This is a genomic window from Streptomyces iranensis (assembly GCF_017874715.1).
GTDB lineage: Bacteria > Actinomycetota > Actinomycetes > Streptomycetales > Streptomycetaceae > Streptomyces > Streptomyces iranensis.
Window position 1 is genome coordinate 153161 of record NZ_JAGGLR010000029.1, and the last position, 16303, is coordinate 169463.

The 16303-nt window shown below is 72.6% G+C and carries 12 protein-coding genes; 2 read left to right on the top strand and 10 right to left on the bottom strand.

Features of this window, described 5'->3' with window-relative positions; all coding sequences use genetic code 11:
* Positions 1-234: 234 nt before the first annotated feature.
* From J2Z30_RS41225 to J2Z30_RS41235, 3 genes are read right to left on the bottom strand one after another with little or no spacing between them, the layout of a single operon-like run.
* A complete protein-coding gene (locus J2Z30_RS41225; RefSeq protein ID WP_044570647.1) occupies positions 235-1668 on the bottom strand; it encodes an Nramp family divalent metal transporter in 1434 nt (477 codons plus the stop codon).
* A gap of 52 nt (positions 1669-1720) precedes the next feature.
* A complete protein-coding gene (locus J2Z30_RS41230) occupies positions 1721-3532 on the bottom strand; it encodes a bifunctional sugar phosphate isomerase/epimerase/4-hydroxyphenylpyruvate dioxygenase family protein (RefSeq protein ID WP_044570644.1) in 1812 nt (603 codons plus the stop codon).
* Between the two features lie 2 nt (positions 3533-3534).
* Positions 3535-4446, bottom strand: coding sequence for a shikimate dehydrogenase (locus J2Z30_RS41235; protein WP_044570642.1), 912 nt, complete (start codon positions 4444-4446; stop codon positions 3535-3537).
* A 114-nt stretch (positions 4447-4560) separates the two neighbouring features.
* Here J2Z30_RS41235 and J2Z30_RS41240 point away from each other — a divergent pair, with 114 nt between their 5' ends.
* A complete protein-coding gene (locus tag J2Z30_RS41240) occupies positions 4561-5208 on the top strand; it encodes a TetR/AcrR family transcriptional regulator (protein WP_044570640.1) in 648 nt (215 codons plus the stop codon).
* Between the two features lie 48 nt (positions 5209-5256).
* On the opposite strand, the gene J2Z30_RS51495 is transcribed toward J2Z30_RS41240, so the two are convergent.
* The 6 genes from J2Z30_RS51495 to J2Z30_RS41270 all read right to left on the bottom strand — a co-directional run bounded on the left by J2Z30_RS51495 (position 5257) and on the right by J2Z30_RS41270 (position 14358).
* A complete protein-coding gene (locus J2Z30_RS51495; RefSeq protein WP_372453392.1) occupies positions 5257-7437 on the bottom strand; it encodes a SpoIIE family protein phosphatase in 2181 nt (726 codons plus the stop codon).
* A 513-nt stretch (positions 7438-7950) separates the two neighbouring features.
* Positions 7951-8670 carry a class I SAM-dependent methyltransferase gene (locus J2Z30_RS41250; protein WP_044570636.1) on the bottom strand — a complete coding sequence of 240 codons (720 nt, stop codon included), beginning with the start codon at positions 8668-8670 and terminating at the stop codon, positions 7951-7953.
* Between the two features lie 134 nt (positions 8671-8804).
* On the bottom strand, positions 8805-9506 hold the full coding sequence (gene fomD, locus J2Z30_RS41255; protein WP_044570635.1) for a cytidylyl-2-hydroxypropylphosphonate hydrolase: 702 nt from the start codon (positions 9504-9506) through the stop codon (positions 8805-8807).
* A 68-nt stretch (positions 9507-9574) separates the two neighbouring features.
* Complete coding sequence (locus J2Z30_RS41260; RefSeq protein ID WP_044570633.1) at positions 9575-10993, bottom strand: class II fumarate hydratase; 1419 nt, start codon at positions 10991-10993, stop codon at positions 9575-9577.
* Between the two features lie 78 nt (positions 10994-11071).
* Positions 11072-13474, bottom strand: coding sequence for a bifunctional polysaccharide deacetylase/glycosyltransferase family 2 protein (locus tag J2Z30_RS41265; RefSeq protein WP_372453390.1), 2403 nt, complete (start codon positions 13472-13474; stop codon positions 11072-11074).
* The gene (locus J2Z30_RS41270) at positions 13471-14358 is read right to left on the bottom strand and encodes a hypothetical protein (RefSeq protein ID WP_209469053.1); all 888 of its coding nucleotides are present in this window, start codon (positions 14356-14358) and stop codon (positions 13471-13473) included. The genes J2Z30_RS41265 and J2Z30_RS41270 overlap by 4 nt, the downstream gene beginning before the upstream one ends.
* 167 nt (positions 14359-14525) lie before the next feature.
* Here J2Z30_RS41270 and J2Z30_RS41275 point away from each other — a divergent pair, with 167 nt between their 5' ends.
* Complete coding sequence (locus J2Z30_RS41275) at positions 14526-15620, top strand: chitinase (protein ID WP_044570628.1); 1095 nt, start codon at positions 14526-14528, stop codon at positions 15618-15620.
* Between the two features lie 115 nt (positions 15621-15735).
* On the opposite strand, the gene J2Z30_RS41280 is transcribed toward J2Z30_RS41275, so the two are convergent.
* Positions 15736-15954: a hypothetical protein gene (locus J2Z30_RS41280; RefSeq protein WP_044570626.1), complete on the bottom strand. Its 219-nt coding sequence runs from the start codon at positions 15952-15954 to the stop codon at positions 15736-15738.
* Positions 15955-16303: the final 349 nt, after the last annotated feature.

Here is a 16303-nt window from a genome sequence, read left to right on the forward strand (position 1 = left end):
TAGAGGCAGTCACGACGAAAGATGAAGATCAGCCAGTTTGGAAGGTGAAATGCTGACGACTGTGGTCAAGAGAAGACCTGTCGACAGATTGCCCGCCGAAGGTTGGCAGCCAGGTTTCGTCTTCGGAAGTGCCGAACATCTCGGGGAGTCCGCCGTAAATCTTGTGACGGCCGGTGCGGGCGTGCCGTGGGGCGCGCCCGCACCGGACCGCGGGTCCGTATCGCCGTACGGCCGTCAGAAGTTCTCCTCCAGCTGGCTCTTCAGCATCGCGAGGGCGAAGAAGCCGTAGAAGCCGATGGCCAGCAGCATCATGCCCAGCCGGGGCCCGCGCAGCCGTACTGCGGTCGGCAGATCGCGGCGGTTGAGCCGGATCAGCAGGGCCGTGTAGACGAGGGTGACGATGGAGGCGGTGCAGGTGGAGATGGTCAGCAGCACGATCGGCTGGTTCACCCCGGACAGCAGGATCGCCGAGCCGATGGCGACCTCGGCCCACACCACCGCGAAGTACAGCCGTCCCTCGGTCCAGAAGGCCGAATCGCGCAGGTAGTTGCGCTTGGCGAAGTCGCTGACCACTCGTCCGATGATGTCGAGCAGACCGATCGAGGCGGCCCAGAGCGAGACGGTGGCCACCGCGAAGAAAAGGATCTTCAGCCAGTCGCCCACCTGCTGCCCCAGCAGATCGCCCTGGAGCCGCAGGAACTCCGGGCTGTTCTCCACGTCGTCGCGTCCGAAGAGGGTTTCGTACGCGAGCATGCTCATCAGCCCGATCGTCACCAGGCAGATCACGAAGAACGACAGGATGTGCTCGGTGTTGGCCCGCCGCCACCACACCCGCCAGCGGGCCAGATTGGCCTCGTCCTGCGGAAAGGCGTAGCGGTCGGCGCCCGATGCCTCCGACTGGCCGGTGATGGGGGAGACCAGCTTGGGGACATGGGCGCCCATGCCGTAGCCCTTGTCCCGGATCCAGTTGCTGAGCACCAGGTTGTGCACCCCGCCCGCCCCGGCGGCGCCCAGCGCGCTGAGGATCATGGTGAAGGTGATGCCGCCCGGGATCCGGCCGACGCCGGTGACGGTCTTCTCGCCCGCCGTGGTCCAGGTGTGCCAGCCGATGACGGCGACCGCGACGACGGCGAGGAAGAACAGCGTCAGGATGACCTTGACCAGCTCGACCTTCTCGATCGTGCGGTAGACCACCGGTGAGACGGTCAGCACCACCCCGAAGCCCACCAGCGAGCCCACGGTGATCCAGACGACATCGCCGCCGCCGGTCAGATAGGTGAGCACGGTCGATCCGGAGGTGGCCCAGCCCGGCCAGACGTACTGGAACGCCCCGGCCAGGCAGATCAGGATGCCCCACGCCTTGGACCAGCGGGAGAATCCGGCGACCACGGTCTGCCCGGTGGCCAGGGTGTAGCGCTCGATCTCCAGGTTGATCACCGTCTGGATGGCGAGGGTCACCACCGCGAGCCACAGCAGCCCGAGCCCGCCGACCGAGGTCAGATACGGCCAGAGGATGATCTCGCCCGCCGCCATGCCGATCCCGACGGCGACGACCCCCGGTCCGACCATCGTGCGCAGCGGTGGTGGATCGGGCAGATCGAGACAGTCGGGCGGGGCGGCGGTGGGGGACGGGCGCTGGGCGGGCGGTGTCGACGACGCTGACGACATGGCGGCTCCTCGGGGGACGGCGAGGCCGTATCCGGACGGGGGGAGGGGGGTTTCAGCGGGTGCGGGCGTGCTGGGCGGCCAGGCGTACGGGCGCGTTGGCCGCGCCATAGCCCTGGTAGCCGTCGATCCGCTGGACGATCTCGAAGAAGACCCGGCCGACGGTGGCCGTGTACAGATGCAGGAAGGTGCCGCTGTCGTCCTGGTCGTAGAGCAGGCCCAGTTCCCGCAGGGTGCGATGGAGCCCGGGGTCCAGCTCATGGCGCGCTTCGAGGTCGTCGTAGTAGTTGTCGGGGATGGGCAGCAGGGGCGCACCGCGTTCCCGCAGCCGGCGCGCGGTGGCGACGATGTCCCGGCTGTGCAGCGCGATGTGCTGCCACAGCGAGCCGGAAGGGCCCGAACCCGGGCGGATCTGGGCCACGTTGAGCGCGAGCCGTACCGAGCCGTCGGCGCCTGAGACGGCCCGGCTGCGCAGCAGCCCGTACGGATCGGCCAGTTCCAGGGACTCATGCGGCCGCAGTCCCAGGACGGCGCGGTAGAACAGCGACGCCTCGTCGAAGTGGTACCGGGGCTGGGTGAGCGCCACATGGTCGATATGGGTGATCCCGGCGGGGGCGGCGGAGGCGGCGCGCGGGGATATGACACAGGCTCTGAAGTCGCCGGTCCAGCTGGGGTGGTCGGGGTGTTCGGTGCGGCAGAAGAAGAGCTCGGTGGAGTCGGGCGCGGCGACCGCGTCCAGCGGGGCGTCCGCCACGGCCCGGTGGCGCGGCAGTACGGGGGCGAGCAGGGCCCGCGCCCGGCCCGCGGAGGCGGCCGGGTCGGGGGTCTCCAGCCCGATGGCGGCGAGCGCCGGTTCGGGGTGCCCGGTGGTGGCGTCGAGGCCGGAGTTGAGGACGATCCGGGCGTCGCCCTGCTCCCAGAGCTCCACGGGCTTGGAGTGGTGGCGGCCGGTGCGGGCGAAGCCCAGCTCGGTCAGCAGGGCGGGCAGCTCGAGGCCGGTGGAAGCCAGTTCGGCGAAGGCGAAGCCGGTGGGGACGACGGGGGCGGGCAGGTCGGTGCGGCCCGCGGCCTCCTCCAGGGCGATCAGCGAGCGCAGCGCGTCCACGGCGGTGCGGGCGGTGTCGCCCTGCCGGAAGACGTCGTTGAAGACCTCCAGGGACAGCGGCCCGTCGTAGCCGGTCCGCAGCACGTGCTCCAGCAGCCCGGCCACGTCGAGGCCGCCCTGGCCGGGGAAGCAGCGGTAGTGGCGGCTCCACTGGAGGACGTCCATGGCCATCAGCGGGGCGTCGGCGAGCTGGAGGAAGAAGATCTTCTCGCCGGGGATCTCCTCGATGCCCTTGGGGCCCGAGCCGCGCGAGAGGATGTGGAAGCTGTCCAGGCAGGTGCCGAGCGCCGGGTGGTCGGCCTGCCGGACGATCCGCCAGGCGTGGTCGTAGGTGTTCACATGCCGCCCCCAGGCCAGCGCCTCGTAGGCGATGCGGATGCCGTGGGCGGCGGCCCGCTCGGCCAGCAGCCGCAGCTGCTCGGCGGCGAGGGCGTCGTCGTCGAGGGCGGCCGGGGAGACGCTGGAGCACACCAGCATCAGATCCGCCCCGAGCCGCTCCATGACCGCGAACTTCTTCTCGGCCCGGCGCAGCGTGCGGGCCAGGAGGTCCTCGGGGACGGCCTCGACGTCGCGGAACGGCTGGAAGAGGTCGATGGTGAGGTCGAGTTCGGCGGTCCGGTCCCGGACCCGCTCCGGTGACAGGGGGCTGGCCAGCAGGTCGTTCTCGAAGATCTCGACCCCGTCGAAACCGGCCGCGGCGATGGCGGTGAGCTTCTCCTCGAGGGTGCCGCTGAGGCACACGGTGGCGATGGACTTGCGCATGATCAGCCTCCGGCGGGGAGCTCGAGCAGGTCGGAGAGGTCGGTGAGCATCCGTGTCGCGTCGGGTTCGCGGCCGGTGAAGAGGCGGAAGGCGTCGGCGGCCTGGAAGACGGCCATGCCGCCCCCGTCCAGGGTGCGGCAGCCGGCCGCGCGGGCGGCGGCCAGCAGCGGGGTCTCCAGCGGGCGGTAGACCACCTCGGCGACCCACAGCCCGGCCCGCAGCAGTTCGGCGGGCAGCGGCAGCCCGGGGTGGGCGGCCATCCCGGTGGGGGTGGCGTGCACCAGCCCGTCGGCGCCGCCGACGGCCTCCGGGAGCCCGCCGGGCGAGACGGTACGGACCCGGGCCGCGCCGAACCGTGTCGCCAGCGTCCCGGCGAGCCCTGCGGCCCGCGCCGGGTCGGTGTCGGCCAGCGTCAGCCGGTCGGCGCCGACGGTCAGCAGCGCGTGGGCGACGGCCGAGCCCGCCCCGCCCGCGCCGAGCAGCACGATCTCGCCGGTGGGCGCGTCGGGCAGACCGCGGGCGAAGGAGCGGGCGAAGCCGGACCAGTCGGTGTTGTGGCCGATCGCCCGGCCGTCCTCGCCGAAGACCACCGTGTTGACCGCGCCGAGCAGTGCGGCGTCCTCCGACAGCCCGTCGAGATGCTCGATCACCGTCTGTTTGCAGGGATGGGTGATGTTGAGCCCGTCGAAGCCCAGCCGGGCGGCGGCCCGCACCAGCTCGCCGACCCCGTCCGGGCCGAGCCCCAGCGGATCGATGTCGATCAGGCGGTAGAGATATCGCAGCCCGTGGCGGTCGGCCTCGCGCTGGTGGAGGGCGGGGGAGAGCGAGGGGCCCACGCCGGATCCGATCAGCCCCACCAGAGCGGACCCCCGCCCCTCCCGCGCCCCGCGTGACTGCCGCGCACTGCCCCGCATACCGGCGACCTCCCGCCTTCCCGGCTAATGTACGAACTGGTTCGTTAGTAGCGTGGACAGTAAAGGCCCAGGACCGCCCTCTTGTGAACCCCCTGGACGTAGAGTGGCCCCAGCATGAGCGATCAGCCGCCGAAGAACAGCCGCCTCCGTGACGCCGTCCGCACCCAGGCCGAGATCCTGGACGTCGCCACCCGCGAATTCGCCGAACGCGGCTACGCCGGGGCCCGCGTCGATGAGATAGCCGCCCTCACCCGCACCACCAAGCGGATGATCTACTACTACTTCGGCGGCAAGGAGCAGCTCTACATCAAGGTCCTGGAGCGCGCCTACACCGGCATCCGCGAGGCCGAACAGGCCGTGGACGTCACCGGTCTGGACCCCGCCGGGGCCATCCGCCACCTGGCCGAGCTGACCTTCGACCACCACACCGAACACGCCGACTTCATCCGGCTGGTGTCCATCGAGAACATCCACCGGGCCGAGCACCTGGCCAAGTCCGAGACGCTGGCCAAGGCCGGCACACCGGTGATCGACCTGATCTCCGGGATCCTCGCCCGCGGCCGGGAGCAGGGCGTGTTCCGGGACGACGCCGACGCCGTCGACGTCCACATGATGATCAGCTCGTTCGCCGTCTTCCCGGTGGCCAACCAGCACACCTTCGGCACCCTCTTCGGCCGTGACCCCCTGGACCCGGGGCGCCGCGCCCACTACCGCCGGATGGTCGGCGACATGGTCGTGGCGTACCTCCGCACCGGGTCCTGAACCGTACGGCTACGGCGCAGGACCCGTCGCGAACGGGGGCGGGGCGGCTCAGGACGGCATCGCGAGCTCGAACCAGACGACCTTGCCCGTGGACAGCCGGGTCGCGCCCCAGCGCCGCGCCATCCGGTTCACCAGATACAGCCCGCGCCCGCCCTCGTCGGACGGCCGGGCCTGGCGCAGCCGGGGCAGCTGCGGCACGTCGTCGCCGACCTCGCAGCGCAGCACGTCCGTGCGCAGCAGCCGCAGCGTGATGGGCCGCTCCGCGTAGCGCACCGCGTTCGTCACCACCTCGCTGACCAGCAGCTCCACCGCGTCCGTCAGATCGTCCAGGTCCCAGCGGGCCAGCGCCCGGCGGGCCAGCCGACGCGCCTGCCCGGCGGTCTGCGCCTTGGGGTCCAGGAACCAGTACGCGACATCGCTGGGCGCGATGCCCTCGAACCGGGCCGCGAGCAGCGCCACGTCGTCGTCGCGGTCGCCGGGGCCGAGCATGTCCAGCACCTCGTCGCACAGCGGCTCCAGCGGCGGCGGGTTGGGGCCGGTGAGCCGGGCGGTGGCGGTCAGCCGCTCCCGCAGCTGCTCGATCCCGGTCCACACATCCCGCATCCGCGACTCGACAAGACCGTCGGTGTAGAGCATCAGGGTGGCCCCGGCCGGGGCGTCCAGCTCGACCGCCTCGAAGTCGACGCCGCCGACCCCGATCGGCGCCCCCGGCGGCACCCGCAGCACCTCGGCGCGGCCGCCCCGGTGCAGCAGGAGCGGCGGCGGATGGCCCGCGTTGGCCACCACGATGCGGTGCGCGACCGGGTCGTAGACCGCGTACAGGCAGGTGGCCATGCGGTCGGTGCCCAGCCGCTGGGCCTGCTCGTCCAGGTGGTGCAGCACCTCCTGGGGCGGCAGGTCGAGCCCGGCCAGGGTCTGTGCGGTGGTGCGCAGCTGGCCCATGATCGCGGCGGAGGTCATCGAATGGCCCATCACATCGCCGACCACCAGCGCCACCCGGTTGCCCGGCAGCGGGATCGCGTCGTACCAGTCGCCGCCGACCCGCGCGGTCTCGGCCGCGGGCAGATAGCGGCTGGCCAGCCGGACGCCGGTGGGCTGCGGCAGCGAGTCGGGCAGCATGGTGCGCTGGAGCTCGTCCGCGATGTACACCTCGCGCCCGTACAGCACCGCCTTGTCGACGCCGAGCGCGGTGTGGGTGGCCAGCTGGGCCGCCACCAGCAGATCGTCGGGTTCGAACGGCGGCCGGTCCGGGCGGCGTACGAAGACGGCCGCGCCGATCACCCGGCGGCGGCCGCGCAGCGGCGCCAGCACGGTGCGCTGACCGGTCGCCACCGAGGGGCCCTCGCCGAGCAGTTCCGGCAGCGCGGCACGGGCGGCCTGGGAGTCGCCGAACACCGGCCGCACCCCGCGCAGCACCTCGGCCAGCGGGCCGCCCGCCTCCACCTCGCACAGCTCGGCGGCCGGGCCGCCGCCCACGGCGGGCGACAGATCCGGCTGGGAGGGCAGCAGCGAAAGCCGGCCGCTGTCGGTGTCCGGGTCCAGCGGGATCCGGTCGGTGCGGCGCAGCCGCAGCACCACCGGGCCGACCGGGCGCTCGTCACCGACCGGCAGCGGATCGCGCAGATAGACCAGGATCGCGTCGGCGAAGGTGGGCACGGTGGCCCGGCACAGGCCCAGCACGATCTCGTCCAGGTCGATGCCCCGGGCGATCCGGCGCGTCGCGGCCCCCACGAACCGCAGCCGGTCGCCGCCCCGGTCCCGCGCGGTGGCCGCCTCGGCCGCCGCGGTGCCGCCCGCGGGCGGCACCGTGGGCACCCCGCCCTCCGGCGCGCTGTAGGCGACCTCACCCGCCGTGGCGGCCGCGGTGTGGGGGTCGCCGGATCCGGATGCTCTGCGGGCGTCGTTGGATCCGGGTGCTGTGTGTGCTTCGCCGGACCCGGCCGCCGCGTGGGACTCGCTCGCCCCGGCCGCCGAATGCGCCTCGCCGGGTCCGGCCGCCGCGTGGGCCTCGCCGGATCCGGTTGCCGTATGTGCTTCGCCGGGTCCGGCCGCCGCGTGGGCCTCGCCTGGCCGCTCCGGATGCTCGCCCGCGCCGGTGCCCCGGCGCGCCGCTCCCCGGCCGCGCCCGTCGCCCTGGGCGGCCGGGGGCTGCTCGTCGGGGCCGGTGCCGCCGTTCGCTCCCGGCCGGCGCGACGCGCCTCTTGCGGCATTGCGATCCGCGTCCCACACAGGCTCGCCCTCCGGTGTGCCGTGCTCCGGCTGCGCCGGGTGCTCGCTCTCCGCCGTGTTCCGGCGCTCCCTGCCTCCGCCACCGCGCGCCGCGGCGGCGCTCCCCCGACCGTCCGCCCCGTCCGACCCGCTCCCGCCGCGGCCGCGCCGAGCGGGCCCCGTCCGGTCGGCGCCCTCGCCGCGCTCGGGGGCGGCGCCGCGCCCTCTGGCGCGGGGCGCGGGCTCCCCGTCCGGACCCGGGGGTCCGTCGTGGGCCGCCGGGCCGGCGGAGCCGTCCGTGCGGTAGGCCGGACGCCGGCGGTCGTCGCCCGGCTCCTGGCCGGGGGCAGCCGTCTGCCGCACGGCGGTCCGCGGGTCCGGGACCGCGCCGTGCGCGTCGTCGGGCGCGGCCGCGCCCGGGGCGGCGGCAGAGGTGGCCGCCTGCCGCCTGTTGTGGGAGGTGGGGTGCTCCGTCACGCGTGGGTTTCCATCCGTCCGGGGCCGTGCGCCCGCGTCTCGTGGGCGCACCGAGTGTCAGGCACGTCGTCGGCAGTTCAGATAGAGCTGGATCTCGGGTGGTACGTCCGTGCTGGCCGGGGCGTACGCGTGCGAGTCCTCCCCGGCGATCTCGAAGCCCGCATCGCGGACGGCCTGGCGCAGCTCGTCCCGCAGATATCCGGATACCCGGACCGAGTTGCCGAGGAACGGAATGAGGAAGTCGTCGACGTCCGCCTCCACCATGCCCAGCCCCAGCAGCCCCCCGGGTCTGAGGGCGGCGTGCAGGGTCCGCAGTGCGTACGGGATCTCCGGGCGGGGCAGCAGCAACAGCGTGAAGTAGGCGGCGATGCCGTCGAACGGGCCGAGCTCCTGGGGGCCTCCGGGGCCGTACCGGCCGCCCACCCGCAGATCGACGATGTCCACATGGTGGAAGGTGGCCTCCGGCACATTGTCCCGGGCCAGCTTGAGCATCCCCGGGGAGATGTCGATCCCGACCACCTCGTGCCCCGCGTCGACCAGCTGACGGGCCGTGGGCAGGCCCGTGCCGCAGCCGGCGTCGAGCACCCGGGAGCCGGGCGGAAGCGTTTCGGCCAGCCAGCGGCCGGCGTCGAGCTGGCCCTCCTTGTGCGGAAAGGCGTCGTCGTAGCGGTCGCCGATGTGGTCGAAGGCTTCCGCCTGACCGCTGCGGTCCAGCGCGAGACGGTCGAAGTCCTCGTAGCCCTCGTAACCGTCCCCTTGCTCGTCCTCACCGCTCACGACTCCGCCCCCTCCTGTGACATTACGTCAGATCTTGCGCATCGCCCGTGACTTGCGCCGGCGTCTGGTGTCCCGCATGGGCAGTGTTCCGGACGACGATCCTACGTTTGAAACACTGGGACACGACAAGAGGTTCATGACCTCGAGTGTGCCGAGGTGTGCTTCTTGTCCGTACGGCCCCAGTCCGCCGGAAGCGCGGGCACGGACCACGCGGGGTCGGGCCGCCAGTTCTCCCACCCGTCCCGGAAGGGCGCTCCCCAGGACTCGATGGCCGCCGTGGCCGCCCGGCCCGCGGCCCGGACCCGCTCCGCCTGCTCGGGGCCCATCAGCCCGGCCCGCTGCGCCTGCGCGAACTCGTCCTCGTCCTTCCATTCCCAGCTCCGGTCGGGGTAGACCGCGATGTCCAGGAAGTGGTCCTCGGAGTCCACTCCGCGGTGCCGGCGGACCAGCGGCTCCTCCAGGTTCACGTACCAGTTCTTGAATCGCCAGCCGTTGTCCCAGAACAGCCACACCGACCACGGCTCGCCGGGCCGGGCCAGCTTCAGCACACCGGTGCCGAACCACTGGGACCGCGCGGTGGTCCGCGGCTTGGTGTACCGGGTGGACAGCGGCTCGTGGTGCACCGAGGTGCCGTCGGTGAGCTGCGGTTTGACGCAGACGGTGCCGGGGGCGAGCCAGACGGCGAGCAGCTCCGCGGTGTCCTTCACGACGGTCACGGGACGGCAGATGTGGATGAGATCGGAGGCGTTGGCCCGATAGCGCCACAGAATATGGTCGCCCGGTGCCCACCGGGCGATGTCCGCCGTCCCCGTCGTCTCCACGATGTCCGCTGTCATGAGCAGATCTTAGGTGCGCACGGGCCGCGATGCCGTGACCTACGACGCAACCGGGGACCAACGCCCGGCTAAGGGTGTGTCATGCGCAGGACGTCAAGAGCCTCGTCCAACTGGTCCAGGGTCAGCAGTCCGCGCTCCACATAGCCGGACTCCAGCACCACCTCGCGGATCGTCCTGCGCTCCGCGAGCGACCGCTTGGCCACCTTCGCCGCCTCCTCGTAGCCGAGGTAGCGGTTGAGCGGGGTGACGACGGACGGTGAGGACTCCGCGTACTCCCGGGCCCGCTCGGCGTTGGCGGTGATCCCGTCGATCGTGCGGTCCGCGAGCAGCCGGGAGACATTGGTCAGCAGCCGGATCGACTCCAGCAGATTCTTGGCGATCACCGGGAGCATCACATTGAGCTCGAAGTTCCCGGCCGCCCCGGCCGTGGCGACGGTGGTGTCATTGCCGGTCACCTGCGCCGCGACCATCAGCGTGGCCTCGGGGATCACCGGGTTGACCTTCCCCGGCATGATCGACGAGCCGGGCTGGAGATCGGGCAGCGCGATCTCGGCGAGCCCGGTGCGCGGGCCCGACGCCATCCAGCGCAGATCGTTGGCGATCTTGGTGAGGCCGACGGCGATGGTCCGCAGCTGCCCGGACGTCTCGACCAGCCCGTCCCGCGCGCCCTGCGCCTCGAAGTGGTCCCGGGCCTCGGTCAGCGGCAGCCCGGTGGTGCGGGTCAGTTCGGCGATGACGGCGGCGGCGAACCCGGGCGGGGTGTTGATCCCGGTGCCCACCGCCGTACCGCCCAGCGGCAGCTCGGCCAGCCGGGGGAGCGAGGCGCGCAGCCGCTCGATCCCGTACCGCACCTGGGCCGCGTAGCCGCCGAACTCCTGACCGAGGGTCACCGGAGTGGCGTCCATCAGATGGGTCCGCCCCGCCTTCACCACCTCGGCGAACTCGGCGGCCTTGCGCTCCAGCGCCTCCGCCAGATGGGTCAGGGCCGGGATCAGATCGCCGGTGACGGCCGCGGTGGCCGCGATGTGGATGGAGGAGGGGAAGACGTCGTTGGAGGACTGGCTGGCGTTGACGTGGTCATTGGGGTGCACCGGGCGGCCCAGGCGCTCGCTCGCCAGGGTGGCCAGCACCTCGTTGACGTTCATGTTGGACGAGGTGCCGGAGCCGGTCTGGAAGACGTCCACCGGGAAGTGGTCGTCCCAGCGGCCCCCGGCGACCTCGGCCGCCGCCTCCGAGATCGCCCCCGCGACGTCCTTGTCCACCACGCCCAGCTCGGCGTTGACCAGGGCGGCCGCGCCCTTGATCCTGGCCAGCGCCTGGATGTGCGCCCGCTCCAGGTGCTGGCCGCTGACGGGGAAGTTCTCCACCGCCCGCTGGGTCTGGGCGCGCCACTTGGCGTGTGCGGGCACCCTGACCTCTCCCATCGAGTCGTGCTCGATGCGGTAGCCCTCCTGGGGGCTGTCGTCGCGGTGGCTCTCGTCGGTCATGGGGACACCTCCGTCCAGCACAGCGTCTTCACGTCACGCCGTGTTCCCGCGCCCGCTGAGCCGAACGGGTGAGCCCGGTCACCGTACGGCCTCGGGCGCCCGCGGGGTGTCCACCTCGCCGGTCCGCTTGAGCTTCTGCCACGGCAGCAGGGCACCGGTGGCCGCGGTGACGCAGGAGTGCAGCAGCACCAGATACATCAACTGGCGGTAGGCGATCTGCTGCAACGGCAGTACGGCCAGTGCCCGGTAGTTCTCCCGGTCCAACCGGAACGCGTACGCCGCGCCCAGCAGCTGCACCAGCAGCAGCGCCGCCCACGCCAGCAGCGAGCGCACCGGGTCCAGGAAGATCACCCCGTAGAGGGTGAAGAGGTCGATCAGCGGCGCGCACAGCGGGGTGAGGATCTGGAAGAGCACCACCAGCGGCATCCCCACCCGCCCGAACCGCCCCGAGGGGCCCCGGTCGATGAGCGAGCGGCGGTGCTTCCACAGCGCCTGCATGGTGCCGTAGGACCAGCGGTAGCGCTGCTTCCACAGCTGGCCGAGGGAGCTGGGCGCCTCGGTCCAGGCGCGGGCGTGCTCCTGGTAGACCACCCGCCAGCCGGCCCGGTGCAGGGCGATGGTGATGTCGGTGTCCTCGGCCAGGGTGTCCGCGCTCATGCCCCCGGCCTCCAGCAGCGCCCGGCGGCGGAAGGCGCCGATCGCGCCGGGGATGGTGGGCATGCAGCGCAGCAGGTCGTACATCCGCCGGTCGAGGTTGAAGCCCATCACGTACTCGATGTGCTGCCAGGCGCCGATCAATTTCCCCCGGTTGCCGACCTTGGCGTTGCCCGCCACCGCGCCCACCCGTGAGTCGGCGAACGGGCGGACCAGCTCGCGGATGGTGGTGGGCTCGAAGACGGTGTCGCCGTCCATCATCACGATCAGCTCGTGGCGAGCATGGGCGATGCCCCGGTTGAGGGCCGCGGGCTTGCCCGCGTTGGCCTGGCGCAGCACCCGTACGTTGGGCAGCCCCATCGCCTCGGCGATATCGGCGGTGCCGTCGGTGGAGCCGTCGTCCACGACCAGGATCTCGATGGGGTGGGTGGAGGCGGACAGCGACTTCAGGGTGTTGGCGATGCACTCCTTCTCGTTGTACGCGGGCACGATCACGGTCACCGGATCGGTGACCTCCTGCACCCGGCTCCAGCGCCGCCGCTCCCGGGAGCGCCGGTGCCACCAGGCGAGGACCACCATCAGCAGTAGCCGCCCGATCACCGAGAAGCCCACCAGCCCCAGCAGCCCCATCAGGAACGGCAGCGCGCTGTGGCTGAGCGCGGCCGCCCAGATCAGCGCCCGGCCCTCCCAGACCGGCAGGGTGCGGGCCGGGTGGTTGGCGCTGTGGGCACCGAGCGCGCCGGTGACCGTGGTGAAGGAGTAGCCCTTCTTCTTCATCCGCTCGATGTACAGCGACAGCGCCTTCACCGTGCGGGCGCGGTTGCCGCCCGCGTCGTGGAAGAGCACCGACGCGCCCTTCCTGCCCTCGGGGGTGGCGTTCTGGACGATCTCCTTCACCGGGGGCCGCTGCCAGTCCTCGCTGTCGGTGTCCACGAAGGCGCTGACGTAGCCCTTGGAGCCGATGTGCTGCTGCACCGGCCAGGTGCGGTCGTCCAGCGCGCGCACCTTGGAGGCGTACGGCGCGCGGAAGAGCGAGCTGGTGATGGACGCCGCACCGGCCAGGGCCAGCTGGGACTGGGCCAGTTCGCGGTCCATGCGCCCCTTGTCCTGGTACGACAGGTCGACATGGGAGAAGGTGTGCACCCCGACCTCATGGCCCGCGGCCCGCATCCGGCGGACCAGCTCCGGATGGCGGATCACCATCTGGCCCAGTACGAAGAAGGTCCCCCGCACCTTGTGGCGGCGCAGCACGTCGAGGATCTCCGGGGTCCAGCGCGGGTCCGGGCCGTCGTCGAAGGTCAGCGCGATGGTCTTGGCCGGGATGGCGTGCTCGGTGGCCTTTCCCCGGCGGTCGAAGGTGATCACCGGGCCGCCCTTGCGCAGCCGGTCGGGGACCGTGCGCGAGGCGTGTGAGCGGTACACCCGGGCGTCGTTGCCGACCTCGGCGTGCAGATAGCCGTCCAGCAGCAGGGTGCACACCAGCGCGAGCAGGGTCGCGAGGGCGAGCACCATCCGGGTGCGGGTGCGGAGCTTGCGCAGCTTGACGGTACGGAACCTGCTCCTGAGCCCGCCGGTGAACCTGAGCTTGCCGGTGAGCCTGAGCCCGCCGGTGAACCTGAGCTTGCCGGTGAGCCTGAGCCCGCCGGTGAACCTGAGCTTGCCGGTGAGCCTGAGCCTGCCCCTGGCGCCCGGTCCGCCCGTGCGGAGGCGCGCGGCACGGCGGCCGGCGCCGGTCAGCCGGAACACCGTACGGGGCGCGCCGTCCTGACGGGCCGCGGGGAGCCGGCGGCGCGGCCGCGGCAGCCTGGGCGGTCTGCCGCCGCTCATGGCGCCTCGCCCTCGCCCTCGGCCTTGGGGGCGCCCGGCCCATCGTCCGGGGCGCCGCCTCCGGCGGGCCCCTTGGGGGGCTTGGGCGGGTCGGCCTGCGGGGGCTTCTGGGACTGGGGCTTCTGGGGGGACGCGGCGTGTCCGGGCCGGGTGGTGTGGCCGGGGGCCTGGGAGTGGCCGGAGCCCTTGGCGGGCGGCTCGGCCCCGGCGGGGTGCTGCTTCGACGGAGTGTGCGACGCGCCCGTGGGCCGCTTGCCGGGCGGGTGACCGGCCGGATGTGACGGCGTGTGGCCGGCCTTGTGGTGCTTGCCGGGCCGGTGCCCCGCGGCGGACTCGCGCCCGCCGGGGCGGTGGTGCGCGGGGGAGTGCCGCGGCGCCGTGCGGGGGGCCTTGGGCGGGTCGGGGCGCGGAGGCGCGGGCCGCGGCCGGGTGGTGATGGGGGGCAGGGCGACGGGCTCCCGGGCGTCCCGGTGCTCCGGGCGCCCCGAGGCGTGCCGCTCGCGCCGGTGCTGACGCTCGGTCGGCCCGTACGCGTCGTCCCCGTACTCGTCCTCGTAGCCGTACGCGTGCGCGTCCCGCCGCTCGTGCGATTCGGAGGGGCCCGAACGCCCCTCGGGGGTGTGGGTCGGCCCCCGGCCGAACGCCTCGGTGGAGACGGGATGCCCGGGGATCAGCGTCTGCGGCGCGAACGGCGTACCGCCCGCGTAGCCCAACCCCAGGACCGCCGAATAGCCGAGGCAGGCGGCTCCCGCGACGACGCCCACATGCCGTACCAGCCGGCCACGGCGCCCGGACAGGTCCACGAACACGGGCCCCTTCCGGGCCACGTCAGCGCGGAGGGGACGCGAAGGCGCGCGCTCGGCCACATCTGACTGAGGATCCATACGGAAGAGGCTAATGCAGAAAATACGACATGCGACATATAAGTCAAACATGCGGTGTGTCATAGTTCAGTAGGCTTCACCGAATATGCGAGGTTTGGCGGGGAGAACGGCACGGGCGGCACAGGCCCCCGGCGCCTCGTACCGGACCACAAGGAGGAGCCAGAGCCATGAGGGCCAGCCCCCGCATGAGCGGAATCGCCGTGGCCGGCGCGGTGGTCTGCGCCACCATCGCCGTATGGGCGGGACACCAGAAGCAGTCGCCCGAGCCGCACGCCGCGCCCTCACAGCCCCGGGTGTCACAGCCCCCCGCGGCGCGCCCGCCCGCCGAGTTCGTGCCGTACGTCAACGCCTGGTCGGACCCGGGGTACGACATGGCCGCCGCGGCGTCGCGCGGGGTCAAGGAGTTCTCGCTGGGCTTCGTCGTCGCGGGCGACGGCTGCGCCCCGGTGTGGGACGGCGGCACCTCGCTGGAGGACCAGGGGCTGGACACCCGGATCGAGGGCGTCCGCCGGGCCGGTGGCGACGTACGGCTCTCCTTCGGCGGCGCCGAGGGCACCGAGCTCGCCACCGTCTGCACCGACGTCCCCGAACTCGCCTCCGCCTACGCCGAGGTGATCGAGCGCTACCAGGCCAGCAGGATCGACTTCGACCTCGAGGGCGAGGCGCTCGCCGACGCCGAGGCGGCCGCCCGCCGCGCCCAGGCGCTCGCGCTCATCCAGCGCACCCACGAGGGCCTGAACATCTCCTTCACCCTGCCCGCCATGCCGGACGGGCTGACCCCGCAGGGCGTCGCCCAGTTGGAGGCCGCCAAACAGGAGGGGGTCATCCTCTCGGGCGTCAACGTCATGGCGATGAACTACAGCGGCGACCACACCGGCGACATGGGCGACTACGCCGTCCAGGCGGCCACCGCCGCCCAGGCCCGGATCCGTGAGGTGTTCGGCATGTCCGACGCCGCCGCCTGGAAGATCCTCGCCGTGACACCGATGATCGGGGTCAACGACGTCACCGGCGAGACCTTCACGCTGGAGGACGCGTCCGGTCTGGCGCGGTTCGCCGCGGAGAAGGGGATCGGACGGCTGTCGATGTGGTCCGCCGAACGGGACCAGCCGTGCACCCCGGAGATGACCCGGTCCGCCACCCCGACCGCCCCCACGGCCGGTGCCGCGGCCCCCGAGCCGACCGCGAACGTCGTCCCCAACACCCGCTGCAGCGGCGTCACCCAGCGCCCCGGCGCCTTCGAGGCGGCGCTGAGGGGCTGACCGCACACGCGGGGGCCGGGACGGCGTCGCCGCCCCGGCCCCCGCGGAAGGGTGTGTCAGGCACGACGAAGGGGATCGCTGGGGGACCGCCCGCGCCCCCAGGCGGGCGGCCGTCTCAGGAGCGCTTGAATCGGTTCGGGTTGTTGTGTTCACGGTGGCGAGGGCACTGGCATGGTGGCCATGCCTGCCCCAGCCCGTAGCTATCGCTCTTCTCCCCGACGAGGACGGTCACCATCGCGCGCCGTGCTGTGACGATTCCGTCGCGCGCCATGGTGTAGACACGCATGGTCATCGTCGGCCGTTCGCCCCGCTTGGATGGGTTGTTGGCGTTCACCGAGCGCGCTTTCCTTCGGCCGGTGCGAGGAGTTGGAGCACGCTGCGCAGACTCCGTTTCACCGCCCCCAGGTGGTAGGCCAACTCTTCCGGCGTGGCGGTGGTCAGTTGGAGTGATTCGGCCCCTGCCAGGGTCTGTCCGGCCACGATCACCACCGCGCTCTCAAGACCCTCACGGGTGGGCTTACCGGCCGTGATGCACGCAGCGCACAGACCGGAGTGCGGGTCGGCGGGGTCATGGGGCCCGAAAACCCCGGGGGTGGCGCACAGAGCGCACCCGGGACCCAGGGGGGAAGGGGAGAGTGTGGTCCGGGTATTGACGATCACCGGATGACCACCATGCCGTGTGG

Coding starts and splice junctions, on each gene's coding strand:
- J2Z30_RS41260 (WP_044570633.1), bottom strand. CDS start 10,993: ATGACCGACGAGAGCCACCGCGACGACAGCCCCCAGGAGGGCTACCGC.
- J2Z30_RS41235 (WP_044570642.1), bottom strand. CDS start 4,446: ATGCGGGGCAGTGCGCGGCAGTCACGCGGGGCGCGGGAGGGGCGGGGG.
- J2Z30_RS41265 (WP_372453390.1), bottom strand. CDS start 13,474: ATGAGCGGCGGCAGACCGCCCAGGCTGCCGCGGCCGCGCCGCCGGCTC.
- fomD (WP_044570635.1), bottom strand. CDS start 9,506: ATGACAGCGGACATCGTGGAGACGACGGGGACGGCGGACATCGCCCGG.
- J2Z30_RS41275 (WP_044570628.1), top strand. CDS start 14,526: ATGAGGGCCAGCCCCCGCATGAGCGGAATCGCCGTGGCCGGCGCGGTG.
- J2Z30_RS41240 (WP_044570640.1), top strand. CDS start 4,561: ATGAGCGATCAGCCGCCGAAGAACAGCCGCCTCCGTGACGCCGTCCGC.
- J2Z30_RS41230 (WP_044570644.1), bottom strand. CDS start 3,532: ATGCGCAAGTCCATCGCCACCGTGTGCCTCAGCGGCACCCTCGAGGAG.
- J2Z30_RS41270 (WP_209469053.1), bottom strand. CDS start 14,358: ATGGATCCTCAGTCAGATGTGGCCGAGCGCGCGCCTTCGCGTCCCCTC.
- J2Z30_RS41225 (WP_044570647.1), bottom strand. CDS start 1,668: ATGTCGTCAGCGTCGTCGACACCGCCCGCCCAGCGCCCGTCCCCCACC.